This window comes from Actinomadura sp. 6N118 (assembly GCF_044326415.1).
In the GTDB taxonomy this organism is placed as follows: Bacteria; Actinomycetota; Actinomycetes; order Streptosporangiales; family Streptosporangiaceae; genus Spirillospora.
This window is the reverse complement of sequence record NZ_JBIRAZ010000007.1, coordinates 423,359-448,985: the sequence shown is the minus strand read 5'-3', so window position 1 is coordinate 448,985 and position 25,627 is coordinate 423,359. Positions and strand designations below refer to the sequence as shown.

The window sequence follows — 25,627 nt, the reverse complement described above, 5'->3', positions numbered from 1 at the left end:
TTCGAGCGTTTTAGAGATCATTGGGAGAGGTGTTGGACGTCATTGTGCACGAACTGGCGGAGGACCATTTCACGCTACGGGACGTCCCCGACTTCGGGCTGCCTGAACCGGTCTACGCACAGGCCCTGGACAACCTGGTTCAGGCCAACGTGGACGTGATCGTTCACAACGGCGACGACCAGATCCTTCTCGGGTACCGCAAGGACCTGCCACTACGGGACATGTTCTGGGTGTTCGGCGGCAGGATGAAGGTGGGGGAGACCATGGCCGACGCCGGCGCGCGTGCCCTCGTCCGCGAACTCGGACTCAACGTGGACCGGGGCCGGCTGTGTTTTGCGAACATCTACAACGTGATGTGGGGAACCAGAAGCGCACCGCCCGAGGAGCGCGGATTTCAGACCCTCCTCACCCTGATGAAGTACCGGTGCACCGAGGAAGAGGCCGAATCCGTCACCGTTGCCGACAACACCCACCAGTCGGTGCGCTGGTACTCCACCACCGAAATCCGTGAGCTCCACACCTCCAGATCCGAGTTGATCCACCCTTTTCTTCCCATCGTCCTACAGAACGCGGGACTGTACTGACTGATTAGACGCCCGACCCGCTTGGACGATCGGCATTTCCGCATTCCCAGCCGCCTTGTCGGCATCCCGAGACGGGAGGCCGGTAGGAGTCATCTCACTTCTGGAGACGCGCGTGAACTGTCGTTCCTGCCACACCGTTGACCTGACAGAAGTCCTTAATCTCGGCAACCAGTATCTCAGCGATTTCCGGGACGACGATCGCCGTCCACCGCAGTGGCCGTTGGCCCTGATGCTGTGCCGGGCGTGCGGGCTTCTGCAACTGCGGGACACCACCCCGCGAGAGTTGATGTACCACGATCGGTACGGGTTCCGGTCGGGCGTCAACGAGGCGATCCGCACCGACCTGCGTTCCATCGTGGAGCACGCCCTGACGACCCACCCCGACGCGCGGCGATGGCTGGACATCGCCTGCAACGACGGCACGCTTCTGTCGTTCGTCCCGCAGGAGATACACCGGGTCGGTGTCGACCCGGTGACGACGTTCGAACCCGAGTCGCGTCAGCACGCCGACCGGATCATCGTCGACTTCTTCCACCCGCGCTGGTTCACCCCCGGCCCAGACGGCCAGGACCACGAGCGGTTCGACATCATCACGTGCATCTCCATGTTCTACGACCTGGACGACCCGAACGGATTCGTCGACGACGTCGCCAAGGTTCTGGCACCGGACGGCGTGTGGGTCATCCAGCAGAACTACCTGCTGACCATGCTGGAGTCGTGCGCGGTCGATAACGTGTGCCACGAGCACATCACCTACTGGTCGCTGGCCGCATTCGAAGACCTGCTGGGCCGGCACGGCCTGGAAGTCAACGACGTCCTGCTGTCGGAGGTGAACGGCGGCTCCTTCCGAACCGTGGTGTCGCATCGCGGTGCTCGGCTGGTCAGCCCGTCCGTCGCCGCGCAACGCGACCTCGAAGCGAGGGCCCGCCTGCACGAACCGGGCACCTGGCACCGGTTCGCCGACCGCGTGCGCAAGGCATTCGACGACCTGCACCGCCTCATCGACGAGATCAACGCGGCCGGAAAACGCTGCTACATCTACGGCGCGAGCACCCGGGGCGGGACGATCTGGCAGGCCGCGGGCCTGACCGTGCGGGACCTGCCGTTCGCGGTGGAGCGGCAGGCGGCGAAGATCGGCCGCACCATCGCCTCGATCGGGGTGCCGATCATCTCCGAGGAGCAGGCCCGCGCCGATCATCCGGAGTACATGCTCGTCGCGCCGTGGTTCTTTCGCGAGGTGTTCATCGAACGGGAGCGCGACTACCTGCGCGCCGGCGGCAAGCTCATCTTCCCGCTGCCCGACCTGGAGATCGTGGGCGCCTGAGACGAGGAGTTCCAGTGCCACGTGCGTTGATCACAGGGATCACCGGGCAGGACGGCAGGTACCTCGCCGAGCTCCTGTCAGAGAAGGGCTACGAGGTCTTCGGCCTGGTCCGAGGACAGAACAACCCGCGGGCCCAGCTGGTCGCGGAGGCCGTCCCCCCGAGCCGGCTGCTCAGCGGCGACCTGAGGGACCTGCCGAGCCTGGTGGGAGCCCTGGACATCGCCCGCCCGGACGAGGTCTACAACCTGGGCGCGATCAGCTTCGTCGGCATGTCCTGGCGACAGGCCGAGCTCACCAGCGAGATCACCGGGCTGGGCGTGCTGCGGATCCTTGAGGCGCTGCGGATCCACACCCAGGGTGACATGTCGAAGGTGCGCTTTTACCAGGCGTCCAGCTCGGAGATGTTCGGCAAGGTCCGCGAGGTGCCGCAGAACGAGAGCACCCCGTTCCACCCTCGGTCCCCTTACGGCATCGCGAAGGCATTCGGCCACTACATCACCGTCAACTACCGCGAGTCCTATGGGGCGTACGCGTGTTCGGGGATCCTGTTCAACCACGAGAGCCCGCGCCGGGGCCAGGAGTTCGTCACCCGCAAGATCACCCGTGGTGCCGCGCGCATCGCGCTCGGGCTGCAAGACACCCTCTTCCTCGGCAACATCGACGCGTCCCGCGACTGGGGATACGCCGGCGACTACGTCGAGGCGATGTGGCTGATGCTCCAGCAGGACGAGCCGGAGGACTACGTGATCGCTACCGGGGAGACGCACACGGTCCGGGACCTGCTCGACATCGCCTTCCACCGGGTCGGCATCGACGCCTGGGAACGCCACGTGCGACAGGAACCTCGGCTGTTTCGTCCGGCCGAGGTGGACCTGCTGGTCGGGGACGCCTCGCGGGCCCGCGAGCGGCTCGGCTGGAAGCCACGCGGCAACTTCCGCGATCTCATCGAGATGATGGTCGACGCTGACCTGGCCGACCTGACGCGTCACCCCCACGATCCCGCGAGCGCGGGTCGGACATCGGACCGGGAGGACCCGCGATGGGCACGGTGAACGTCCCCATGACCACACTGAACACCGGCGTCGCCATGCCGCGCCTAGGGCTCGGCACCTGGACGATGACCGACGCGGACGCCGCCTCCGTCATCCCGACGGCCGCACGGCTCGGATACCGGATGATCGACACGGCGGCGTACTACGAGAACGAGAACGGGGTGGGCGAGGGCATCGCCCGTTCGGACGTGCCTCGCGAGGAATTCTTCATCATCTCCAAGGTGAACGGCCGTGACCACGGATACGACAACACACTCAAAGCGTTCGACAAGAGCCTGGCCCGGCTGGCCCTGGACTATCTCGACCTGTACCTCATCCACTGGCCGATGCCCCGGCGCGACCGTTACGTCGAAACGTGGCGCGCCTTCGCCCGGCTTCTGGCCGACGGACGCACCAGGGCCATCGGAGTCTCCAACTTCACACCCGCCCACATCGACCGCATCATCGCCGAGGTGGGGGCACCCCCTGCGGTGAATCAGATCCAGCTCAACCCGAGAGTGGCACAGCATGCTGGGCGCGCCTACGCGCGGGAGCGCGGAATCACCTTGCAGTCATGGCAGCCGCTGAATCGCGGCGAATCCCTCCTCGTCGAACCGGTGGTACGCGAGATCGCTGCCCGCCACTGCAGAACGCCAGCGCAAATCATCCTGCGTTGGCATCTGCAACACGATCTCGTCCCGCTGCCCAAGTCCCTGAACGAGGAACGTTTGGCCGCCAACATCGACGTATTCGACTTCCAGCTCTCCGCAGCAGAGATCGAGGGGATCTCCGCTCTCGACGGAACCGAGGAACCCGCCGACCCGGAGACCACGGAAGTGGACTGAACCCGGCAGGCAAGCCCGTAATGCTCAGCGTGCCCTTCGCGGCCCTGTGCGTGGACGGCCCTTTGCCAGCGGAGCGCGGTGGGTTGCTAGGGCTGCGGTGGGTTGCTAGGGCTGCGGGGTGTAGTGGCTGAGGACTTCGGGGTTGGCCAGGGAGTCTCGGTTGGTTGCCTGGTCGATCGGGGTGCCTAGGAGGATCTTGCGGACGGGGACTTCGAGCTTCTTGCCGGAGAGGGTGCGCGGGATGCCGGGGACCTCGTGGATCTCGTCGGGGACGTGGCGCGGGGAGAGGGCCGAGCGGAGCTTTGATTTGAGGCGGGTGGTCAGGTCGTCGGTCAGGGCGGCGTTCTCGGCGAGCTGGATGTAGAGGATCAGGCGGCCCTCCTGGCCCAGCCGGCCGGTGTCGATGACCAGGCTGTCGGCGATCTCGTCGAAGGCCTCCACGACGCGGTAGAAGTCGGAGGTGCCCATGCGGATGCCGCCGCGGTTGAGGGTGGAGTCGGAACGGCCGTAGATGACGCTGCCGCCGTCTTCGAGGATCTTGATCCAGTCGCCGTGGCGCCAGACGCCTGGGAACGTGTCGAAATAGGACTCGCGGTAGCGCGTTTTGTCCGGGTCGTTCCAGAAGAAGACGGGCATGGACGGCATGGGCTCGGTGAGGACCAGCTCGCCGACCTCGTTCAGGACGGGCTTGCCGTCGTCGCCGTAGGCCTCGACCTTGGCCCCCAGCCCACGGCACTGGATGACGCCGGCGTGCAGGGGCAAGAGGACGGACGGCCCGACAAAGCCCGTGCAGATGTCGGTGCCGCCGGAGAAGGAGCCCAGGAGGAGATCCTTGCCGATTGCCTCGTAGACCCAAGCGAAGCCTTCGGGCGGGAGAGGGGAGCCTGTGGAACCTATGCCTCGAAGGGATGAGAGATCGAGGGTCTTGCCTGGCTGCTCGCCTGCCTTGAGTGAGGCCATGATGTACGGGGCGCCCACGCCGAAGTAGGTGACGTTGGTGTCAGCCGCGAGCTTCCAGAGGTCGACGGGGGCTCCGTCGTACATGACGACGGTGGAGCCTACGAGCAGGCCGCCGATGAGGTAGTTCCACATCATCCAGCCGGTCGTGGTGTACCAGAAGAACACGTCGCCGTGGCCGAGGTCGTGGTGGAACGAGAGCGACTTCAAGTGCTCCAGGACGACGCCGCCGTGGCCGTGGACGATCGGCTTGGGGAGGCCGGTGGTGCCCGATGAGTAGACCACCCAGAGCGGATGGTCGAACGGGACGTCCTCGAAGGCGAGGGGGTGGCCTTCGCGAGGAAGGTCGCTGTAGGACACGCCCACGCGGAGGTCAGCGGGCGACGAGGCCGGGTCGAGGTACGGAATGAGGACGGTCGCGGCGAGGGTCGGGAGGGAATCCTCGATCTCCCGAACGGTGTCGAGACGGCTGAAGTGCTTGCCGTTGTACGCGTAGCCGTCGACGGCGATGAGGACCTTGGGCTCGATCTGCGCGAAGCGGTCGATGACGCTGGACGAGCCGAAATCCGGGGAGCAGGAGGACCAGATGGCGCCGAGCGAGGCGGTCGCGAGGAAGCAGATCAGCGCCTCGGGGATGTTGGGCAGGTAGGCCGCGACCCGATCGCCCCTGCCGACGCCCAACTCGGCCAGCCCGGCCCGTACCTCTGCCACGTGGAGCGCTAGCTCGCGATAGCTGAGGATGCGGTGGCCGCCCGCCTCGGAACGGAAGATCACGGCCGTTTCGTCGGGGGTCTCGTCAGCGCGGCGAAGGGCGTTGGCGGCGTAGTTGAGGGTCGCCCCGTCGAACCAGCGCAGCCCATCGACCGGCATGCGGCCCTCGGAGCGGACCGGGCCGTCGCCGCGGTGGCCGACGACCTTGAAGTAGTCCCAGATCGAGTCCCAGAACGCGTCGACCTCGGTGACCGACCAGCGCCACAGCTCCTCGTACGTCTCGGCCAGGATGCCGCGGTCCCACAGCCAGTGCAGGTAGTGCGTCACCTTCGCGTTGGCCACGATTTCTTCAGACGGCTCCCAAAGCGGAGCACCCTCGGGGGTCAGCTCGTCTTTCGACATTGGACCGGCCTCCTCATTCCTACCCGCGCCGCGCCGCAGGGTTTCCCCAGCATCAAGCCAGCATGCACGCCGCGGCAACCCGGCTTGGAACCGGGGTCGGACATCAGCCGCTCGCCCCGTTCGCCCGAACCCCATGACCTGGCCTGAAGCCGTACCCGAAAACGGTGTGGCCGCACCTGATCCCCGGGTTGCCGACGGGCTAGCGCCCCGCCGCGGGCCCTTCGGCCAGGGACGTCACCGCCCGGAGGACCGCGTCGGTGTCGGCGAGGGTCGGGAGGACCACCTCGGCGCCGGCGGCACGGAGCTCGGTCTCGGTGGCGCTGCCGGTCGCCACGGCGATGATCGGTGAACGCGCGATATGGGCGGCCTGGACGTCGCGCGGGGAGTCGGCGATGAAGACCGTGGTCGACTCGGTGAAGCGGGCGCCGTGCTTCTCCCCCGCCCGGGTACGGGCAAGCTCCAGCAGGGCGGCCTTGCTGTAGACGCCGTTCTCGTAGCCGCCGACCTCCAGGTCGAGGTGATCGGCCAGGCCGAGCTCGAAGACCTTCAGGACGGCGTTCGGCTGGATGGAGCCCGTCAGCACGGACTGGACGGTGCCGGGGAGACGGGAAAGAGCGGAGATGGCCTCGTAGGCCCCCGGCAGCACCCTGCCGTGGGTCTTGATGTCCGCGCGGCGCGCCGCGAAGGCCTCGGCGAGCGCGGATATGAACGCGGGCAGGTGATCGTCGGTGGTGACGATGTCGTTGAACGCGAGCGTCTCGAAGATGATCTCCGACTCGGTCCGGCCCGGGGTGGGAGCCAGCCGGACCAGCGGCCGGCCGGTGGTCCGTTGGAACGCCTCGGCGTAGGCCTCCCGGGTGACTCGCCCCACGTCCACCAGCGTGTGATCGATGTTCCACAGCACCAGGCGGTTCAGCGTTGCCATCCCGTTCCTTGCTCGACGTCCGTGGACCCGCGTCATGCGGCTCGCCCGCCGGTGCGGGCGAGCTTATCGTCGGTCCTCAGCCCCACTCCCCGCAAGCCGACCGGCCCGGACCCCGGCCACAGCTCGGCCACAAAGCAGGCCGGCGTGCGGGTGTGGCTGCGGTGCCGTGGTCACCGGGTGACCACGGCAGGCGCGGCGTCAGCCCATGTGGGGGTACGGCGTCAGCCCATGTGGGGGTACGGCGTCAGCCCATGTGGGGGTAGCGGTAGTCGGTCGGGGGGACGAAGGTCTCCTTGATCGAGCGGGTGTTGACCCAGCGGATCAGGTTGAAGATCGAACCGGCCTTGTCGTTGGTGCCGCTGGCACGGGCGCCGCCGAAGGGCTGCTGGCCGACGACTGCGCCGGTGGGCTTGTCGTTGATGTAGAAGTTGCCCGCCGCGAAGCGCAGCTTTTCGGCTGCGGCGGCCACTGCGGCCCGGTCTTGTGCGATCACTGCGCCGGTGAGCGCGTAGTGGGCGATGCTCTCCATCTGGTCGAGCATCGTGTCGTAGTCCCGGTCCTCGTAGACGTGCACGCCGAGGATGGGACCGAAGTACTCCTTGGTGAAGAGGTCGTCGGCCGGGTCGGCGGACTCCAGCACGGTCGGGCGGACGAACCAGCCCTCGGAGTCGTCCAGGCCGCCGCCCGCCAGGATCTTGATCGAATCGAGGGCCTGGGCCCGTTCGATCGCGTCTGTGTGCTTGGCGAACGCGCGTTCGTCGATGACCGCGCCCATGAACGCCGACAGGTCCCCGGCGACGTCGCCCATGGTGAGCGCCTCGACCTCGTCGCAGAAGTCGTCGCGCATCCGTTCCCAGATCGACCGCGGCACGTACGCGCGCGAGGCGGCCGAGCACTTTTGGCCCTGGTACTCGAACGCACCGCGCACCATCGCGGTCTTGAGCACCGCGAGGTCGGCCGACGGGTGCGCCACGATGAAGTCCTTGCCGCCGGTCTCACCCACGAGGCGCGGGTAGCCCTTGTAGCCCGAGATGTTCTCGCCGACGGTCCGCCAGAGGTGCTGGAACGTCCCGGTGCTGCCGGTGAAGTGGATGCCGGCGAGCTCGGGGTGCGTCAACGCCACGTTCGACACCGCCTGGCCGTCACCGGTGACCAGGTTGATCACGCCGGGCGGCAGGCCCGCCTCTTCCAGCAGCCGCATCGTGAAGTGCGCGGCGAACTGCTGCGTCGGCGACGGCTTCCAGACCACGACGTTGCCCATCAGGGCGGCGGACGTGGGCAGGTTGCCCGCGATGGCGGTGAAGTTGAACGGGGTGATCGCGAGCACGAAGCCTTCGAGCGGGCGGTACTCCATCCGGTTCCACACGCCCGGGGAGGAATTGGGCTGCTGGGTGTAGAGCTGCCGCGCGTAGTCCACGTTGAAGCGCCAGAAGTCGATCAGCTCGCAGGCCGCGTCGATCTCCGCCTGCTGCGCGGACTTGGACTGCCCCATGATGGTCGCGGCGTTCAGCGTCGCCCGCCACGGCCCCGACAGCAGCTCGGCGGCCTTGAGCAGGATCGCGGCCCGGTCGTCGAACGACATCGCACGCCAGCCGGGGGCGGCCTCGCGCGCGGCGTCGATCGCGGCCCGCACGTCGTCGTCGGTCGCGTTCTTCAGCTGACCGAGCACATGGCGGCGGTTGTGCGGCTCCACCACGTCGACGGGCGCGCCGCCACCGAGGCGCTGCTCGCCGCCGATCGTCATGGTCAGGTCGATCTGCTCGCCCCCGAGTTCCTTGATCTTGGACTCGAGCGCGGCCCGCTCGCCGCTGCCCGGCGCATAGCCCTTGACCGGCTCGTTCACCGGTACGGGCACGTTGGTGACGGCATCCATGTGATGGCTCCCAGAAATCCGACATCGTTGTCGACAAGCACGCACCGCCGCACGGGACGGGTGCCTCATCGCGGCCCTGACGACCGAGGTCTACCCGTTGAACGACGGCGCCTATCAGCACCTTATGAGACATCGCCCAATCCACCCGATCCGGCGATCAGGCGGTCAGATCGCCCAGCTCCTGCGTGGCGTACCACATCAGTTCATGGCCCTCGGCGCCGTCGACCGTGAACCGGGCGTCGTCGTCACCCGCGTCGGCGGCGGCCAGGGCGGTAGCGGCGGCGCGCACGTCGGCCTCGGCGTCGGCATCGTCCACATGCCCGGAAGCGATCTTCTGCCACGGAACGGCAGTGGTCACCCGTACCAGCGCGCGGGAATCGTCCGCCAGGGACGCGTCGCCCCGGGCCCATTCGACCTGCTGGTCGGGTACCTCGGCGGCCAGGACGACCCGGCGGGCGGGCAGCTTCGGATCGCCCGCGAGCAGCCGCAGCGACGCCCGGGCGGCGGCGGTCATCGCCGCGTACTCCAGCTCCTCCAGGTCGCCACCGGCGTACCACTCGCGGAGCGCGGGGGTCACCGCGTAGGCGGCGAGCGGCGCGGGGCCGACCTCGCGGGCCTCCACGAGGCGGGCGAGTTCGGCGAGGGTGGACGGCAGGTAGACGCGCATGACGGTCAGCCAGTCTGCCAGACCGGGGATCCCCCGGTCAGACCGACAGGCCAGTCCGCAGAGGGCAGGTCAGACGGACAAGCCCAGCCCGCGGAGGGCAGCTCAGACCGACAGGCCCAGCCAGCGGAGGGCGGCCAGGGTCTCCGCCGGGCCGGTGTGCAGGATGCCTCGCATGCCGAGGGCCTCGGCCGCGGTGATGTTGTGCTCGATGTCGTCGATGAAGACGCAGTCGGCGGGCGTCAGGCCCAGCAGGTCGACGGCGTGCTGGAAGATCGCCTCGTCGGGCTTGCGCAACCCCACCTCGCAGGAGATGACGACCACGTCGAACAGGTCCGCGAAGAGATCGCGCGGGTAGTCGTTGCCCCAGGAGTTGGAGAGCAGGGCGGTGCGGATTCCACCGGCGCGCAGAGTGCGCAGCGCGTCGTACATCGGCTCGACCGGTGTGAACGCGGTGAACATGCGGGCGATGAGGCCCTCCGCCATGACCGGGCCGCCGTCCACGGTGAGCAGCTCGGCCGCCAGCAGGCGTTCGAACTCGGCCGGGTCGAGCGTGCCGTCCTCCAAGCCGTGGATCGGGTTGGTGCCCTCCCCGTCGTACGCCTGCCGGACCCAGGCGCGCATCACCGTCCGGTAGTGGTCGGCGTCGATCTGGTCGGCGGCCAGCCATGTGGCGATGGCGTCGTTGAGCGGCGAGGTCAGGACCCCGCCCCAGTCGGTGATCACAGCTTTGACGGTCACGCGCCCGATACTAGGGCGTGTCTAGGGGTTCGCGGCCGGTCTAACCGAATGGCGTTCTGCCAGACTGGCCCTGCGGTCGTGCCCGCCCGGTTTGATCATGCAATCGGCGGAGGGGTGCCGATCACATGATCACCGGGATGTGGACCTCGGGTCGGAAGCGTTCGGATTCGGGAGCGTTCGGGTCGAGGGGACGTTTCGGATCATCGAGGAAGGTGCGGATCAGGGAGCGCGCAGCAGCACCTCAGCCGGCACGCGGATGCGCGCGCTGACCAGGCGGGACTACGCGGATCTCAGACGTTGTAGCGCCTCTCGTACTCCTCCGTGGGACTCCTCCAACGCGACTGTGGCGCGCGCGGCCGGGACCTCGCCCAGGAGCGAGACCAGGGCGACACGGGTGTCGCCCCCGGCCTCGGCGAGCGCGTTCTCACAGGTGAGGGCGTCCAGTCCGGTCGCCTCGGTGAGAATGCGCACCAGCCTGGCGCGGAGCTTGGCATTGAGCGCGTTCACACTGACCATCAGGTTGGAGTAGGTCCTACCCAGCCGGATCATCAGCGTGGTGGAGAAGGAGTTCAGCACCAGTTTGGTGGCGGTGCCCGCCTTCATCCGGGTGGAGCCGCTGATCACCTCGGGTCCGGTGGCCAGCCCGATGTGCACGTCGACTTCGTCGCCGTACGGTGTGAGGGGATTGCAGCTGATGAGCGCCGTGTGCGCCCCGGCGGCCGTGGCGGCGCGCAGGGCGCCGACGACGTAGGGGGTGCGGCCGCTCGCGGCGATGCCGATGGCGACATCGCCGGGCTGGATCTCGGCCGCGTCCCGGGCGCCCTGCTCGTGGTCGTCCTCGACCTCCGAGACCGCCTGGGACAGTGCGCGCGGTCCGCCCGCGTGGTGTGCGACGACCCGGCCCCAGATGCCGAACGTCGGGGGAAGCTCCGCCGCGTCGAGCGCGGCCAGCCGTCCGGACGTTCCGGCGCCGAAGTAGTGCACTCTGCCACCCGCCCGCAGGGAGTCCACCGCGAGGTCCACGAGCCGTGCCAGTTCTGGCAGCACGGCCGCCACCACCAGGTGGACCGTGGCGTCCTCGGTGTTGATGCGGCGCAGCACCTCGAGGGTGGGCAGCGTGTCGACGTCAATGGTCCGTGGGTTCCGCCCCTCTGTGGGGAGTTCCAAGTCGATCACCGACGCCTCCGGTCGGGTCGCACGGTCCGCCCACGGACCGCCTCGTACGTGGCCTCCAGGGCCTTGCGGGTCTGCCCGAACGTCCGCTGCGCCACCCCGACGAAGACGCAGTCGACCACGGTCAACTGCGCCAGCCGGCTGGCGGTCGCGCCCGATCGGAACGTGGTCTCCCGTGCCGCCGTCGTCAGAATCAGATCGGCTACTTCGGCTATCGGGGACTTGGGGAAATTGGTCAGGGCTACCGTCGTCACCCCCTTGCTCTTGGCTACCTCCAGCGCGTCGATGGTCTCCACCGTCGCGCCCGTGTGCGAGATCCCGATCGCGACGTCCCCGCTGCCCAGCACCGCGGCGCTGGTCAGCATGATGTGGGCGTCCGACCAGGCGTAGCAGACTCTTCCGATGCGATGCATCTTCTGCTGGAAGTCCTTGGCGACGAAGGCGCTGGCACCGACGCCGTAGACGTCGACGCGTTCCGCGCCCACGACCGCGTCGACGACCTGCTCGAGCACCTTGATCTCGAGCTGGGCTGCGGTCTCCTCCACGGCCCGGGCGTCGGCGAAGGTCACCTTCTCCACGATCTGTTCGAGAGAGTCGTCAGGACTGATGTCGCTGCCGATGACCCGGCCGCCGGAGGCGCTCTGTGCCCTCCCCGCCTCCGTCGCCAGGGTCAACCGCAGCTCTGGGTATCCATGAAACCCGATCGCCCGGCAGAACCTGATGACAGTGGTCTCTGAGGTGCCACAGGTTTGGGCGAGTTCGGTGATGGTGGAGTTGGCGACCCCTTCGGGGTCGTCGATGACGCGTTGCGCGACGCGGCGCTCTGCTGGGGGAAGCGATGGAAGCAGTGAACGCACCCTGACAACGGTGCTCAGCGGCGTCGTCTCCTTGACGGCCGCGTCGACCCCGGATGCTCTGGTCTCCCCTATGCCCCCTGGCTCTGAGCCGGTGGGTTTCCTCATGGAAGAAATTTTCTTACTTGTCGGATGTCACGTCAACGGTAGAAAGGGCTACGGTCGCCATGTGTTGACCCATTTGGCCGGTCCTTACGTGATCGGCATAGACGCGGGTGGCACGAAGACCCGCTGTGTCGTACTAACGCTCGGGGGCGCTCTGGCCGGTTCCGGAACCGGTCCTGGAGCCAACCCCAACTCCGGCGGCGATACCGCGGGTGCGCTCACCACCGCTCTCCAGACGGCGCTTGGTGACCTGGATCGTTCTCACATCCTCGCCGGCGTCTTCGGGATCGCCGGGGCCGGGTCGGCCGGCCGCCCCGCCGCCGTCAGCGCGGCGCGGCGCGCCTGGCAGGCCGTCGGGCTGCGCGGCTCGCCCGCCGTCGTGACCGACATCGCGGTGGCCTTCGCCGCCGGCACCAGCGCACCGAAGGGCATCGTGGTGTTCTCCGGTACCGGTGCCGGGGCCGCGGTGATCAGCGACGGCGCGATCGTGCAGCGCGCCGACGGCTACGGCTGGCTGGTCGGCGACGAGGGCTCGGCCGTGTGGCTGGGCCGGGAGGCGGTCCGGGCCGCTCTGGCGGCCTACGACGGACGGGGGTCACCGACCCTGCTCACCGAGTCGGTGCCTCGCGCGCTGCTCGGCGCGGCCGTCGCCACGGAGATCAACTCCAGTCGTCCGCGGTCACGGCACGAACGGCCCCTGGCGCTGGCCGGCGCACCCGCTCTCGCTTCCAGACCCGCACCCAGGAGCACTCCGGCGACCGTCCCCAGACCCGCCCCACCCGGGGCGGTGGCGGTGACACTCGATCCGGAGCACGATCTCCCGCCGCCCGCCCAGGCGACGCCGAACCCGCAGCTCGCCCAGGCGATCATCAAGGAGGTGTACGGCCGCCCGCCCGCCGCGCTGGGCCGTCTCGGCCCGGTCGTCGCGGCCGCCGCGGCCGCGGGTGATCCGGTGGCCCGGCGGATCACCGAGGAGGCCGCCCAGTGGTTGCTGCGCGACGTCGACGCGGTCCGGCCCGCGCTGGCCGATCCGTACGCCCCGGTCGTCATGCACGGCTCGGTGCTGCGCGACGGCCCGGTGGCCGAGGCCGTCCGCGACGGGCTGCGCGACCGGTTCGCCGCCGATCCACGGCGGGCCGGCGACGGTGCCGTCGGCGCCGCCGCCCTGGCCCTGCGCCGCCTTGGCCACGCTCTGCCGTAGGCACGCCATAGGTCTGCGGCGGGTCCGCCATGGGTCCGCGACAGGTGCCACCGTTCCGGCACGTCATGTGCTCAAGATCACCAATTTCCGCATGACGCTGAAATTTCCGCTCCGCCGTGATTAAGTTGTGATCAACGGTGGAGCGAACTCCGCCGGGCCGATGCGCCTTCGCGGATCCGGCCCCGGTGGTACCACCGGCCACAGACGTGGCATGTACCGATTTTGGCTGCGTTACTCCGCAGCGTCACCCGGCCAGTCTCTTCCGCGACCCTTGTTCGCGGCGGGCCCCAGTGTGTCCTCCGTCATGCCGTGAGGACCGCGACGCGCCCCAGACACCCGGGTGACGGCCGATTCCGTACACCCACGTCGAATGAGGCTGCATGCGTCGCCGAACGCCGTCCCGCCATCGCCTGGTGCCCACCCACTCGTTCCTCCTGCGCCTTCCCCAGATCTCCCGCCGCCGCATTTCCCTGATCTCCCGCCGAGGCTCTCGCAGGGCCCCCCGCCGAATTCTCAGCCGGGCCTTCCGCCGTCCGGCCGCGCTCTGGGCCGGACGGCCGAGGATGCTGCGCGGCATACGCGGCTTCCTTTCCGCCTGCCTCGCCTTCTGTCTCGTGCTGATCGGCACGGTCGTCGTCGCGTACATGCGGACGCCGCTGCCGACAGAGCCCAAGGACGGGGTGACGGACGAAGGCTCGGCGGTCTATTACGCCGATGGCCGCACCCCCGCGTTCCGCCTCGGCGCCAACCGCGAGGTCGTCCGGCTCAACCAGATCCCGCCGCATGTGCAGTGGGCGGTGCTCGCAGCCGAGGACCGCGGGTTCTACAAGGGCCACGGCGTCTCGCCCATGGGAATGGCCCGGGGCTTTCTGAAGGGCGCGTCGGGTGGCGCGGCGGAGGGCGGATCGACGATCACCCAGCAGCTGGCGCGCAACTACTTCAAGGGACTCAGCGACGAGCGGACCGTCGACCGGAAGGTCCGGGAGATCTTCATCGCGCTCAAGCTGGACGAGCACCGGAGCAAGGACGAGATCCTCACCCTCTACCTCAACACCGTCTTCTTCGGCCGCCAGACCTCCGGGGTGCAGGCCGCGGCGCGGGCGTACTTCGACAAGGACGTCCAGCAGCTGACCGTGGCCGAGGGCGCCCTGCTCGCCGCCATGATCCAGCGCCCCGCGTACTTCCACACCCAGGGCGACGGCGCGCCCGCGCGTGCCCTGCGGGCCAGATGGCAGTACGTGATCAACGGCATGGTGACGATGGGCAAGCTGAGCCGCGCCCAGGCCGACCGTGAGCGATTCCCGCAGACCCGTGACGAATGGCGGGGCGTGAGCGTCTCCGGTCAGACCCTGCTCGTCCAGCAGCGGGTCCTGGACGAGCTGCGCGAGCTCAACGTGCCGCTCCAGAGCGTGGTGAACGGGCGCCTGAAGATCTACACGAGCCTCGACCAGCGCTGGATGCGGTACGCGGAGCAGGCGATGCGGGCCGCCGGGGAGCCCCGCTGGCCCGGCACCGTCCGGGCCGGGCTGATCGCGGTGGATCCGCGGGACGGTGCCGTGAAGGCGTTCTACGGCGGCGATCCGAAGCGCAGTCAGTACGACAGCGTCTTCAACCCGGTGGCGCAGGCGGGCTCCACATTCAAGCCCTATGTGCTGGCCGCGGCACTGCGACGCGGATACAGCGTCCGGTCGATCGTGAGCGGCGCCTCCCCGCAGAAGTTCGCGCCGGACGGGCAGCTGACCCCGATGACCGCTCCCGGCTATCTGGTGGACAACGACGAGAAGATCGGCTCGCTCGGCCCGATCGACCTCGTTGAGGCGACCGCGCAATCGGTCAACACCGGCTACGTCAAGCTGGGCTTCGCGGCCGGACTGGACAACGTCACGCGGACGGCCACCGATCTCGGCGTCCCGGCGGCAGCGCTCGCGCCGTTCAAGAACCAGGCCGGCATCACGCTGGGCACCGCCACCATCCCGGCCGCGGACCAGGCGGCCGGGTACGCGGCGTTCGCCAACGGCGGCCTCGCCGTCCGGCCCCATGTCATCACGAAGATCGTCGACGCGTGGGGCCGGGAGATCCCGCTGCCCTGGCGCCGCCCCGGACGCCGGGTCCTGACCACGGAACAGGCGGCTCAGGTGACCTACGCGCTCCGCCAGACCGTCCAGAAGGGCACCGGACGCCGTGCGGCGCTCACCGAGCACGAGGCGGCGGGCAAGACGGGCACCACCGACCGCAACCGCGCCGCCTGGTTCGTCGGTTTCGTCCCGCGGCTGTCGACCGCCGTGATGATGACCGACACCAAGGGCAAACCGCTGGAGGGCCTGCACAAGCAGCGCGGCAAGGTCTCCGGGGAGACCACTCCGGCGACGATCTGGCGCGCGTTCATGGCCAAAGCGGGCCGCGATCTGACGTACGAGCCGTTCGCCGAGCCGCTCTTCACCGGTCAGGTCAAGAACTGGGCGCAGCCGTCGCCCGGCGACCCCGAATTCGCGCAATGGTGCAGCCTGCCCGCCAACCGCAATGTGCCCACCTGCCGGAAGGCAGCGGTTGGCCGTGGAACATCGCCGCTTGGCCGTGGAACACCGCCGTCCGGTCGCGCGACCACGCCGCCCAGTCCTTCAACACCGCCGCGAGTCGACAGGTCGCTACCGAACGGCTAACGTCGCCAGGTCAGATCACAAGACCGTAACGAGTCAGCAGACCGTGACGAGCGACCACGTCGGGGAGCCTGGTCCAGTGCGAGCTCCACGTTCATCCGCCATCGCGATGGCCGCAGCGGCCCTTGCCGTGCCGCTCGCCGCAGGCTGCGGCGGCGACCCCGCCAAGGAGGGCTCGCCGGGCGGCGACCGTGCGACAGGCGGGGCGAAGGGCGGGACGACGGCTCCCGCCCGCCCTCAGATCTCCTGGATCCCCCGCTTCGTCGCCGACATGAGCCTCGCCGAGAAGGTCGGCCAGCTCTTCGTGCCGACGTTCTCCAGCCAGGCCGCCGCACAGTCGATGATCAAGCGCTACAAGGTCGGCGGGCTCATCTACTTCCCCGGCAACATGCGCACCCCGGCGCAGACCGCGGCGCAGTCCAACGCCCTGCAGAAGTCCTCCAAAGTCCCGCTGCTGCTCGGCGTGGACGAGGAACAGGGCATCGTCTCGCGCACCCCGTTCATCACCTCGTTCCCCGGCAACATGGCGCTCGGCGCGACCCGCCGCCCCGCCGACGCCCGGGCGGCCGCCCAGGTCACCGGCACCGAGCTGCGCGCGGTCGGGATCAACCAGAACTACGCGCCGGTGGCCGACGTCAACGTCAACCCGGCCAATCCGGTGATCGGCGTACGGTCCTTCGGCTCGGATCCGGCACTGGTGTCGCAGATGCTGGGGGCCGCCATCGCGGGTTACCAGGCGGCGGGGGTCGCCGCGACCGCCAAGCACTTCCCCGGGCACGGCGACACCGACACCGACAGCCACACCGGCCTGCCGGTCATCAAACACTCGCGCGCGGAATGGGAGCGGCTGGACGCGCCGCCGTTCAAGGCCGCGGTCGCCGCCAACGTGGACGCCATCATGTCCGCGCACATCGTGGTGCCGAAGCTGGACGGATCCGGCGACCCTTCGACGCTGTCACGCAAGGTCCTGACCGGGCTGCTCCGCGACTCCCTTGGCTACAAGGGCGTCATCGTCACCGATTCCCTCCTGATGGCGGGCGCGCGCAAGAAGTACGGCGACTCGGTGGTCCCCGTACGGGCCATCAACGCGGGCGCCGACCAGCTCCTCATGCCACCGAGCCTGCCGCGCGCCTACGACGCGGTGCTGAAGGCCGTGCGCGACGGAAGGATCTCCGAGCGGCGCCTGGACGAGGCGGTGTCACGCATCGTGCAGCTCAAGGAACGGCGCGGCCTGTTCCGCGGCACCCGTGTCGACCCGGGCCGCGCTGACCAGGTCGTCGGCTCCAAGGGCAACAAAGCAACGGTCCGGCAGGTCGCCGAGCACGCGGTCACGCTCGTCCGGAACGAGGGCGGAGTGCTGCCGCTCAAGCGCAGGCCCGTCTACGTGTCGGGCCCCCAGAGCGGCGTCCTGGCCACCGCCCTGCGCCGCGAGGGCGTCCGCACCGTCGGCTCGGTCAACTCGGCCGACGCCGCCGTTCTCACGACCCTCGACTCGGGCGCCGCCGGCACCGCCGCACGGGTCCGTGCCCTCGCTTCCAAGCCGGTGATCGTCGCCGCGCTCGGCCGCCCGTACGATCTGGACAAGGCCGGCCAGGCCAAGGCGGCCCTGGCCACCTACTCCTCCGGCTCGCCCGCCCTCAACGCCCTCGCCAAGGCCCTGGCAGGCACGATCAAACCGACCGGCAAGCTCCCGGTCCCCGCCGCCGGCAAGCCTCCAGGCACCGGCCTGACCTACTGAGCGCTGGACGTGCCATTCCCTCTGCGTCCTTTGCCGCTGTCTTCAGCGAACTCGACAGTAGGTGTACGGCGGTGCGGCATCCTAGGTGGCGGCGGTGAGGCTGCCTTCGCAGGGGCGCCTCACCGCTGCTCAGCTTTAAGGGCCCAATTCCAATCAAGGCCCAGTTCGGATTAAAGGCCCAGCTCTGCCAAGGCGGGCAGGTGAATCCGGGCGGCGGTGCGGGCGGCTTCGGCGGTACGGGCCGCGCGTGCGGCCTCGGCGGCCAGGCGGCATTCGGCCAGGGTGTGCCGGGCGAGGGCGGCTCGTACGAGCGGCAGGGACGGGGCGCCCATCGAGAGCGACGTGACGCCCAGGCCCGTGAGCACGCAGGCCAGGGCCGGGTCTCCCCCGGCTTCGCCACAGACGCCGCAGCTCTTGCCCGCCTCGGCGGCGGCCTCGGCGGTGATCGCGATCAGGTCGAGCACGGCCGGCTGCCAAGGGTCCTGCAGATGCGAGAGGCTGCCGATCTGGCGGTCGGCGGCGCAGGCGTACTGCGTGAGGTCATTGGTGCCGAGGCTGAAGAACTCCACCTCGGGCGCCAGGTCACGGGCGCGCAGCGCGGCGGCCGGCACCTCGATCATGATGCCGGGATGGTCGATCCCGGCGGCGCGGCACACCTCGGCGAAGTAGGCCGCCTCGTCCGCGCCGGTCACCATCGGCGCCATGACCTCCAGCTTGGCGGACTGGCCTGCGGCGGCCCGGGCGAGGGCGCCGAGCTGGGCCGCCTGGAAGCCGGGGTGGTGGCGCATCATGCGCAGACCGCGTTCGCCGAGGGCCGGGTTGGGCTCCTCGCCGGGCGGGGGGAGGAAGGCCAGGGGCTTGTCGGCACCGGCGTCGAGCGTGCGCACGACCACGCGGCCGTCCGGGAACGCTTCGAGGACCTTGCGATAAGCCTCTTCCTGCTCGTCGTCGGTCGGCGGTGTCGAACGGTCGAGGAAGAGGAACTCCGTCCGGTAGAGGCCCACGCCCTCGGCGCCGTTGACCAGGGCGGCCTCAACGTCTTTGGGTCCGCCGATGTTGGCCAGCAGCGGGATCCGGTGGCCGTCCTTGGTGGCGCCCGGAGCAGTGGACGTGCCGAGCGCCGCCGCTTGGGCCGCCGCCGCAGCCAGTGCGGCAGCGACCTCGGTCTCGGTCGGGTCGACCTGGACGGTGCCTGCGGCTCCGTCCACGAGGACGCGGGTGCCGTCGGCGAGGCCGGTGGCACCGGGCAGGGCGACCACGGCGGGGACGCCCATCGTGCGGGCGATGATCGCCGTGTGGCTGGTCGGGCCGCCCTCCTCGGTGACGAACGCGACGACCAGCCGGGGATCGAGCACGGCGGTGTCGGCGGGTGCCAGGTCCCGGGCGACGAGGACGAACGGCTCTGCCGACTCCGGTACGCCCGGCATCGGGAGATCCAGCAGGCGCGCGATCGTACGGTCCCGGATGTCGTCGAGGTCGGTCACCCGGGCGGCCAGGTACTCACCGGCCCCGGCCAGCATCTCCCGGTAGACGCCGAACGCCTCGAAGACGGCGCGGGCGGCCCCGACGCCCTCGCCGACCTTGGCCTTGACGCCGTCGGCAAGGCCGGGGTCGCGGGCCATCAGGGCCTGGGCGTTGAGCACGTCCTGACCCTCCTTGTTGCCGGCGTCGGCGGCGAGGACACCGCGCGCCTCCAGGTCGGCGGCCACGGCGGCGAGCGCGCCGAGCGCCCGCTCGGTCTCCGCCGCCGCGTCGCCCGCATGGCGAGAATCCTGTTCGGGCTCGGGCACGGCACCTGCGACCGTGCGTACCGGCCCGACACCGACACCCGGGCTGACCCCGGCTCCCCGCAACACGCTGGGACTCATCTCGCGCACCCTCCGGCGATCGAATTCAGGTTCAGGACGAAGCTCAGGCCTGGTCGCCTGGTCAGGCTTACTCAGGCGGGGACGGGGACGGGGACGGGGACGGGGCTGGGGACCGGGGCTGGGGACGGGGGCTGGGGCGTGGCCTCAGGCCTGGGACGTGGCTTAGGCCTGAGACGGAGGTCAGGCCTGGGGCGGGGCTCAGGCCTGAGACGGAGGTCAGGCCTGCTCAGGTGTGGTCAGGCCTTCTCTGGCTCGGGCTCGGAAAGAAGGGATTGGAGCTCGTCCAGGAGGGCGTCGGCGCCGTCGCCTTCGGCGGAGATGACGATCTCCTCGCCGTGGCGGGCGTCCAGGCCGAGCACCGACAGGATGCTCTTGGCGTTGACCGGATCGCCGCCGTGCTTGGCCACCGTGACCTCGCCGACGGCCCTGGCCGCGGTCTGGACGAACATCGCGGCGGGACGGGCGTGGAGACCCACCTTGGATTCGATCTTGACATTACGCTGTGTCACTGAAACAACTCCTCATCATTCACCCCGTGCCCGGGAGACCCCAGGCACGGAGATCGACTTCGGTCATGTCCGCCACCACCCGGTCGGCCGCGGCCAGCGCGACCGCGGGCTGGGTGGTGGTGACTCCCACGCAGGACATACCCGCGGCCTTCACCGCGGCCACCCCGGCGGGAGCGTCCTCGAACCCGAGCGCGTCCCGCGGCGCCACATCGAGGGCGTCGCAGGCCGCCAGGAAACCCTCGGGGTCGGGTTTCCCGTTGGCCACGTCGTCTGCCGTGACCAGCACGTCCAGCAAACTCTTGATGCCGAGCTCGTCCAGCAGGCCCTCCGCGTACGGCCGTACTCCCGAGGTCACCACCGCCAGGGGAACGCCCCCGGCGTGCAGCGCCCGGACGAGCTCGACCGCACCCGGCACCGGCTGGACCGGCGGCATGTCCGGTCCCGTCTCGTACGAGATCACCTCGTGGAACAGATCCTCGACGGTGCGCCCCGGGAACAGGTGCAGCAGCTCGGCGAGCACCTCCCGGCCCCGCCGCCCGGCGAACGAGGCGATCAGTGCCTCGTCGTGGGCGATGCCGTTCGCCGCGAACATCCGCGCCCACATCTCGCGGTTGCGCGGCTCGGTGTCGATCAGCGTCCCGTCGAGGTCGAAGACGGCTGCCTTCAGATCCGTACGGCCGGGGTCGGCGGAATCGGCGGCCCTCAACTCCATGTGAAGAGCTCTGCCCCCTTGTCGACCTCACCGGACTCGACCACGTCGGACAGCGCGTCCGCGTTCGCGTCCAGTGCCACCACCGCGCAGATCGGCGAGCGCCCGCCCGCCTCGATCGCGGCGGGGTCCCAGCCGACGACCGGCTGACCGGCGGTCACCGCGTCGCCCTCGGCGGCCAGGAGCTCGAAGCCCTCGCCCTTGAGCTGGACGGTGTCGATGCCCAGGTGCACCAGCACGCCGTGGCCCTCGCCGTCGACGACCACGAAGGCGTGCGGGTGCATCTTGACGATCGTGCCGGTGACCGGGGCGAGCGCCCTCCCGGGCGCACGCTCGGGATCGACCGCGGTGCCCGGGCCCACCATGGCCTGGGCGAACACCGGGTCCGGCACGCCGGCAAGCCCGACGACGCGCCCGCTCACGGGCGCCAGAACTCGCGTCATGAGAACACTCCTTGTCCTGCCCTGCCGGGCATCAGTCGAGAATGTCCTCGATGTCGCTGGCGATGGTGTCGGCCTCCGGGCCCACGACCACTTGGACGACGCTGCCGCTGCGCATGACGCCGAACGCGCCGGCGGCCTTCAGCGCGGCCTCGTTGACCTTGCTGGGATCCGAGACCTCGGTGCGCAGCCGGGTGGCGCAGGGCTCGATGTCTTCGATGTTGTCGGCGCCGCCCAGCGCCGCGATGATGGCCTCGGCCTTGTCCATGATCAGTTCCTGCCTTCGGTCAGTGCTGTGTGCGGTGGGGTTCGGCGGTCACTATGCCCGGGGGGTGCCGGTCATTGTGCAGTGGGGTGTGAAAGGTCGCTGTGCGGTGGAGTGTGGCGGTCGGGATCAGTCGGTCTGGGTGACCTTGTTGAGCCCGCGTGGCACGTCGGGGTCGATGCCGAGCCGGCGGGCCAGGTTCTCGACGAGGATCTGGCCGGGCACGATCAGGCCGAGCGGCGCGACCCACTCGGCCAGCGCGGGGCCGGGCAGGGCGAGCGAGGACGCATCGGCGAGTCCCGTGCCGCCGCCGATTCCGTATGCGCGCGACCCGGCGGTCGTGACGCGGCGGGCCAGCGCGACGGTGCCGGACAGGGTCGGGCCCTCCTCGGCGGCGACCAGCAGGGCGGGCGTCTGGTCGTCCACGACCGCGATCGGGCCGTGCAGCAGGTCGGCGTACGAGAGGCCCATGGCGTGCAGGTAGCACGCCTCCTTGATCTTGAGGGCCAGCTCCAGCGCGGTGCCGAACGCGATGCCGCGGCCGGACACCACGGCGCCCGGCACCTGGGCGAGCTCCTCGACGATCTCAGGCAGCGCCGGGGCGGACTCGGTGATCGCGATGATCCGCTGGACCTCGTCCGGCACCGCGCGCAGGTCGTCCAGCTCGACGTCGGCGCCCAGCCCGAGACCCAGGATCGACAAGGCGGCCAGCTGGGTGGTGTAGGTCTTGGTGGCCGGCACCGCGAGCTCGTCGCCCGCCTGGGTCAGCAGCGCGACCTCGGCGATCTCCGCGAGCGGCGACCCGGAGCCGTTGGTGATCGCCACGGTCCGGGCACCGCCGGCGGCGGCCCAGTCCAGGGTCTCGACGATCTCCTCCGTCTTGCCGGACTGGCTGATCGCCACGGCGAGCACGCCGGACAGATCGAGCTTGCGCTTGTAGGTGGTCGCGATGGACGGAGCGGCCAGCGTGGCGAGGCGCCCGGTGTGCGACTCGACCAGGTACCGCCCGTACACGGCGGCGTTGTCGGACGAACCGCGCGCGATGAACAACACCTGGCGCGTCTCGCGCGCGAGCTGTGCGATGTCGGCTGTCCGCGGCAGCAGGGCGTCGAGAGTGCGGCGCAGCGCCTCGGGCTGCTCACCGATCTCGGCCCGCATTCGGCTGGTGCTCATGATCCCCCTCAGCAGGCTTTCTGCCCGTTGATCCAGGTCGTACGCGCCCGGAGGTCGTCTCCGAGCCAGACCAGATCGGCGGCTGCGCCAGGAGCGATGCGGCCGAGGTCCGTACGTTCGATGAGGTCTGCCGGGACGCGGGTGGCGGCGTCCACGGCGGTGACCAGGTCGATGCCGATCCGCACCGCGTTCCCGACCGCCTCGTCCAGGCGCAGGCCGGAACCGGCGATCGTGCCGTCGGCGCGCAGCGGCGGGCCGGACTCGGGCATCTCGATGGGTTCGCCGCCCAGCTCGTAGGTGCCGGGCGGCATCCCGGCGGCCGCGGCGGCGTCGGTGACGAGCACGACCCGGCCGGGCGCGGCCTGGAACACCAGCTTGCACACCGCAGGGGCGACATGGTGCAGGTCGACGATGAGGCCGGGATGCAGCCGGTGGTCGATGAGCGCCTGCACGGCGACGCCGGGATCGCGGTGATTGATACCGCTCTGGGCGTTGAAGATGTGGGTGACCATGCGCGCGCCCGCGTCGGCGGCACGTTCGACCTGCTCAGCGGTGGCGTCGCTGTGGCCGACGCTGACCAGCACACCGTGGCGGCTCAGGGTCTCGATCGCCGCGGGCGCGCCGTTGCGTTCGGGGGCCAGCGTCACCAGCTTGACGAGGCCGGTCTCCAGCAGCGTCGCGATCGCCTCGGGGATCGGGTCAGTGAGGAAGCCGGCGTTGTGCGCACCCTTGCGCTTCTCGGAGAGGAACGGGCCCTCGAGGTGGACGCCGAGGACCTTGGCGCCGGTCGCGGGCAGGCCCGGCAGCAGCTCCTTGGCATGCCGCAGAGCCTTGGCCTGGACGTCGACCGGGGCCGTGATGAACGTGGGGAGGAACGCGGTCACGCCGGTCTCGGGGAGGCGGCGTACGACGGTGTGCCAGCCGTCCTCGCCGGCGTCGGCCATGTCGTGCCCGAAGAACCCGTTGACCTGAAGATCGACCAGCCCGGGGGCGAGCACGCCGTCACGAAGGTCCAGGTCAGGGGCCGTCACCGGCCGCCCTTCACCGACCTCGGTGATCACCCCGTTCTCGATGCGGACGAATCCCGGAGAGAGTACGCGGGTAGGACCACCATCGACGGGGGATGTGATCAAGCTGTTCGCGGTGATCAGAAGTGATGCCATGGGTGCGCACTCTCCGTGACGCTTGAGCCGCTCTCTGCTGTCATGTTTTAACTGGTCTAGTCCGGACTAGACCAGTACGAACCATACTCCACACATCCGTTAGAGCGAAGACGTCGGGCCGAACTTCATGTGGTCGGGCCCACTCGGGGGAGGTCATCCGCTCATGAGCTCAACGGCTGCCATGGCCGGCGGCACGGCCGGCGGCGGGGCGCATGGCGCCTGGTCAGCCACGTTCGCGGTCCTGCAGCGCATCGGCCGGAGCCTGATGCTGCCGATCGCCGTGCTGCCCGCGGCCGGCATCCTGCTCCGTCTCGGCCAGGACGATCTGCTCGGCAAGGACGGCCTCGGCTGGTCGCGCATCGCCGAGGTCTTCGCGGCCGCCGGTGGCGCCCTGTTCGACAACCTGGCGATGCTCTTCGCGGTCGGTGTCGCGATCGGCTTCGCCAGGAAGGCCGACGGCTCCACGGGGCTGTCGGCGATCGTCGCCTACCTGGTCTTCGACCGGGTGACCAAGGTGATGTTCGCGCACACCGAGACGCTGAAAGCCAACGTCGTCCAGACGGTGATGCAGGACGGCACGGCAACGGAGACGATCAACTACGGCGCCAAGAACCCCACTCAGGTGCTGGGCGGGATCGTGGTCGGCATCATGGTCGCCCTGCTCTACCAGCGCTATTACAGGATCAAGCTGCCGACGTGGCTGGCGTTCTTCGGCGGCCGCCGCTTCGTGCCCATCATCAGCGCGGCGGCCGCGATGGTGCTCGGGGTGGTCTTCGGTCTCATCTGGCCGACGCTGGGCGGATGGATCGACGACTTCGGCGGCTGGATCACCGGGCTGGGCGCGGCGGGCGCCGGGGTCTACGGCATGGCCAACCGCCTGCTGCTGCCGTTCGGACTGCACCACATCCTCAACACGCTCGTGTGGTTCACGTTCGGGACGTACAGGGCGCCCGACGGGGTGCTCTCGCACGGTGAGATCAACCGCTACCTGGCCGGCGACCCGGACGCGGGCACCTTCCTGGCGGGGTTCTTCCCGGTCCTGATGTTCGGCCTGCCCGGAGCGGCGGCGGCCATCTGGGCGGCCGCGCCGAAGCACAAGCGGAGCGCGGTGGGCGGCCTCATGGTGTCGGCAGGCCTGACGGCGTTCGTGTGCGGCGTGACCGAGCCGATCGAGTTCTCGTTCATGTTCGTGGCACCCCTGCTCTACGTCCTCCACGTGTTGCTGACCGGCGTCTCGATGTTCCTGCTGGCCGCGATCGACGCCCAGCTCGGCTTCTCGTTCTCCGCGGGCCTGATCGACCTGCTGCTGAACTCGACGAAGAGCAACACCCGGCATCTCTGGGCCATCGTCGGCCTGGGCGTGATCTATTTCTGCCTCTACTTCGCGATCTTCTACTTTGCGATCACGAGGTTCAACCTGCCCACCCCCGGCCGTGAACGCGAAGAAGGCGGAGCCGCCGACGGCACCCTGGGCGGCCTGATCGACCAACCCACCGACACACCCGCAGCCGAACCAAAGAAGTCAAGACCACCCCGCCAGCCCCCCGACTAGCCGAGCCTGCCAAGCAAGCGCACAACAGGTTCCGCGCGCGAACGCCCGAGCGTTGGTCGCGGGCTGAGTTCGGCACTGGTCTACGAGCTGACCTTGGGAAGCACTACTCGGAGGGAGGCGGAGCGTGCAGGGGCCGAGGTACTTCGCAGATCCCCCGTTGTTG

General features: G+C 69.6%; 22 protein-coding genes. 8 read left to right on the top strand and 14 right to left on the bottom strand.

Features of this window, described 5'->3' with window-relative positions; all coding sequences use genetic code 11:
* The first annotated feature begins 29 nt into the window (after positions 1 to 29).
* The 4 genes from ACH34W_RS20980 to ACH34W_RS20965 all read left to right on the top strand — a co-directional run bounded on the left by ACH34W_RS20980 (position 30) and on the right by ACH34W_RS20965 (position 3,784).
* A complete protein-coding gene (locus tag ACH34W_RS20980; RefSeq protein ID WP_395962610.1) occupies positions 30 to 584 on the top strand; it encodes an NUDIX domain-containing protein in 555 nt (184 codons plus the stop codon).
* Between the two features lie 112 nt (positions 585 to 696).
* Positions 697 to 1,908 carry a class I SAM-dependent methyltransferase gene (locus ACH34W_RS20975; protein WP_395962608.1) on the top strand — a complete coding sequence of 404 codons (1,212 nt, stop codon included), beginning with the start codon at positions 697 to 699 and terminating at the stop codon, positions 1,906 to 1,908.
* Between the two features lie 14 nt (positions 1,909 to 1,922).
* The gene (gmd, locus tag ACH34W_RS20970; RefSeq protein WP_395962607.1) at positions 1,923 to 2,960 is read left to right on the top strand and encodes a GDP-mannose 4,6-dehydratase; all 1,038 of its coding nucleotides are present in this window, start codon (positions 1,923 to 1,925) and stop codon (positions 2,958 to 2,960) included.
* 8 nt (positions 2,961 to 2,968) lie between these two features.
* On the top strand, positions 2,969 to 3,784 hold the full coding sequence (locus tag ACH34W_RS20965) for an aldo/keto reductase (protein ID WP_395962606.1): 816 nt from the start codon (positions 2,969 to 2,971) through the stop codon (positions 3,782 to 3,784).
* A gap of 105 nt (positions 3,785 to 3,889) precedes the next feature.
* Here ACH34W_RS20965 and ACH34W_RS20960 read toward each other — a convergent pair whose 3' ends face one another.
* The 7 genes from ACH34W_RS20960 to ACH34W_RS20930 all read right to left on the bottom strand — a co-directional run bounded on the left by ACH34W_RS20960 (position 3,890) and on the right by ACH34W_RS20930 (position 12,192).
* Positions 3,890 to 5,854, bottom strand: a complete 1,965-nt coding sequence (locus ACH34W_RS20960; protein WP_395962605.1) for an acetoacetate--CoA ligase — start codon at positions 5,852 to 5,854, stop codon at positions 3,890 to 3,892.
* Between the two features lie 199 nt (positions 5,855 to 6,053).
* Positions 6,054 to 6,779 (bottom strand): HAD family hydrolase, encoded by a 726-nt coding sequence (locus ACH34W_RS20955; protein ID WP_395962604.1) that lies wholly within the window; start codon positions 6,777 to 6,779, stop codon positions 6,054 to 6,056.
* Between the two features lie 244 nt (positions 6,780 to 7,023).
* The gene (gene pruA, locus ACH34W_RS20950) at positions 7,024 to 8,652 is read right to left on the bottom strand and encodes an L-glutamate gamma-semialdehyde dehydrogenase (protein WP_395962603.1); all 1,629 of its coding nucleotides are present in this window, start codon (positions 8,650 to 8,652) and stop codon (positions 7,024 to 7,026) included.
* A gap of 157 nt (positions 8,653 to 8,809) precedes the next feature.
* Positions 8,810 to 9,319, bottom strand: coding sequence for a DUF6912 family protein (locus ACH34W_RS20945; protein ID WP_395962601.1), 510 nt, complete (start codon positions 9,317 to 9,319; stop codon positions 8,810 to 8,812).
* A gap of 102 nt (positions 9,320 to 9,421) precedes the next feature.
* The gene (locus tag ACH34W_RS20940; RefSeq protein ID WP_395962600.1) at positions 9,422 to 10,057 is read right to left on the bottom strand and encodes an HAD family hydrolase; all 636 of its coding nucleotides are present in this window, start codon (positions 10,055 to 10,057) and stop codon (positions 9,422 to 9,424) included.
* A 279-nt stretch (positions 10,058 to 10,336) separates the two neighbouring features.
* Entirely contained in the window at positions 10,337 to 11,233 is an 897-nt protein-coding gene (locus tag ACH34W_RS20935) for an N-acetylmuramic acid 6-phosphate etherase (protein WP_395962599.1), read from the bottom strand.
* The gene (locus ACH34W_RS20930; protein ID WP_395962598.1) at positions 11,230 to 12,192 is read right to left on the bottom strand and encodes a MurR/RpiR family transcriptional regulator; all 963 of its coding nucleotides are present in this window, start codon (positions 12,190 to 12,192) and stop codon (positions 11,230 to 11,232) included. The genes ACH34W_RS20935 and ACH34W_RS20930 overlap by 4 nt, the downstream gene beginning before the upstream one ends.
* A 61-nt stretch (positions 12,193 to 12,253) precedes the next feature.
* On the opposite strand from ACH34W_RS20930, the gene ACH34W_RS20925 reads away from it, so the two are divergent.
* The 3 genes from ACH34W_RS20925 (at position 12,254) to ACH34W_RS20915 (ending at position 17,785) form a co-directional block, all read left to right on the top strand.
* Entirely contained in the window at positions 12,254 to 13,390 is a 1,137-nt protein-coding gene (locus ACH34W_RS20925) for an N-acetylglucosamine kinase (RefSeq protein ID WP_395962597.1), read from the top strand.
* A gap of 380 nt (positions 13,391 to 13,770) precedes the next feature.
* The gene (locus ACH34W_RS20920) at positions 13,771 to 16,050 is read left to right on the top strand and encodes a transglycosylase domain-containing protein (RefSeq protein ID WP_395962596.1); all 2,280 of its coding nucleotides are present in this window, start codon (positions 13,771 to 13,773) and stop codon (positions 16,048 to 16,050) included.
* Between the two features lie 76 nt (positions 16,051 to 16,126).
* On the top strand, positions 16,127 to 17,785 hold the full coding sequence (locus ACH34W_RS20915) for a glycoside hydrolase family 3 protein (RefSeq protein WP_395962595.1): 1,659 nt from the start codon (positions 16,127 to 16,129) through the stop codon (positions 17,783 to 17,785).
* A 170-nt stretch (positions 17,786 to 17,955) separates the two neighbouring features.
* Here the strand turns inward: ACH34W_RS20915 and ptsP are convergent, their stop codons facing one another.
* From ptsP to nagA, 7 genes are all read right to left on the bottom strand, one after another.
* Entirely contained in the window at positions 17,956 to 19,653 is a 1,698-nt protein-coding gene (ptsP, locus tag ACH34W_RS20910) for a phosphoenolpyruvate--protein phosphotransferase (RefSeq protein WP_395962594.1), read from the bottom strand.
* Positions 19,654 to 19,889: 236 nt separating this feature from the next.
* Complete coding sequence (locus ACH34W_RS20905) at positions 19,890 to 20,162, bottom strand: HPr family phosphocarrier protein (protein WP_395962593.1); 273 nt, start codon at positions 20,160 to 20,162, stop codon at positions 19,890 to 19,892.
* Positions 20,163 to 20,181: 19 nt separating this feature from the next.
* On the bottom strand, positions 20,182 to 20,874 hold the full coding sequence (locus tag ACH34W_RS20900) for an HAD family hydrolase (RefSeq protein WP_395962592.1): 693 nt from the start codon (positions 20,872 to 20,874) through the stop codon (positions 20,182 to 20,184).
* On the bottom strand, positions 20,865 to 21,314 hold the full coding sequence (locus ACH34W_RS20895) for a PTS glucose transporter subunit IIA (protein WP_395962591.1): 450 nt from the start codon (positions 21,312 to 21,314) through the stop codon (positions 20,865 to 20,867). Before ACH34W_RS20895 ends, ACH34W_RS20900 begins: the two co-directional genes overlap by 10 nt.
* Positions 21,315 to 21,345: 31 nt before the next feature.
* A complete protein-coding gene (locus tag ACH34W_RS20890; RefSeq protein WP_395962724.1) occupies positions 21,346 to 21,582 on the bottom strand; it encodes a glucose PTS transporter subunit EIIB in 237 nt (78 codons plus the stop codon).
* A gap of 123 nt (positions 21,583 to 21,705) precedes the next feature.
* Positions 21,706 to 22,749: an SIS domain-containing protein gene (locus tag ACH34W_RS20885; RefSeq protein WP_395962590.1), complete on the bottom strand. Its 1,044-nt coding sequence runs from the start codon at positions 22,747 to 22,749 to the stop codon at positions 21,706 to 21,708.
* Between the two features lie 8 nt (positions 22,750 to 22,757).
* Positions 22,758 to 23,912, bottom strand: coding sequence for an N-acetylglucosamine-6-phosphate deacetylase (nagA, locus tag ACH34W_RS20880; protein WP_395962589.1), 1,155 nt, complete (start codon positions 23,910 to 23,912; stop codon positions 22,758 to 22,760).
* A 163-nt stretch (positions 23,913 to 24,075) separates the two neighbouring features.
* On the opposite strand from nagA, the gene ACH34W_RS20875 reads away from it, so the two are divergent.
* Complete coding sequence (locus ACH34W_RS20875) at positions 24,076 to 25,464, top strand: PTS transporter subunit EIIC (protein WP_395962588.1); 1,389 nt, start codon at positions 24,076 to 24,078, stop codon at positions 25,462 to 25,464.
* Positions 25,465 to 25,627: the final 163 nt, after the last annotated feature.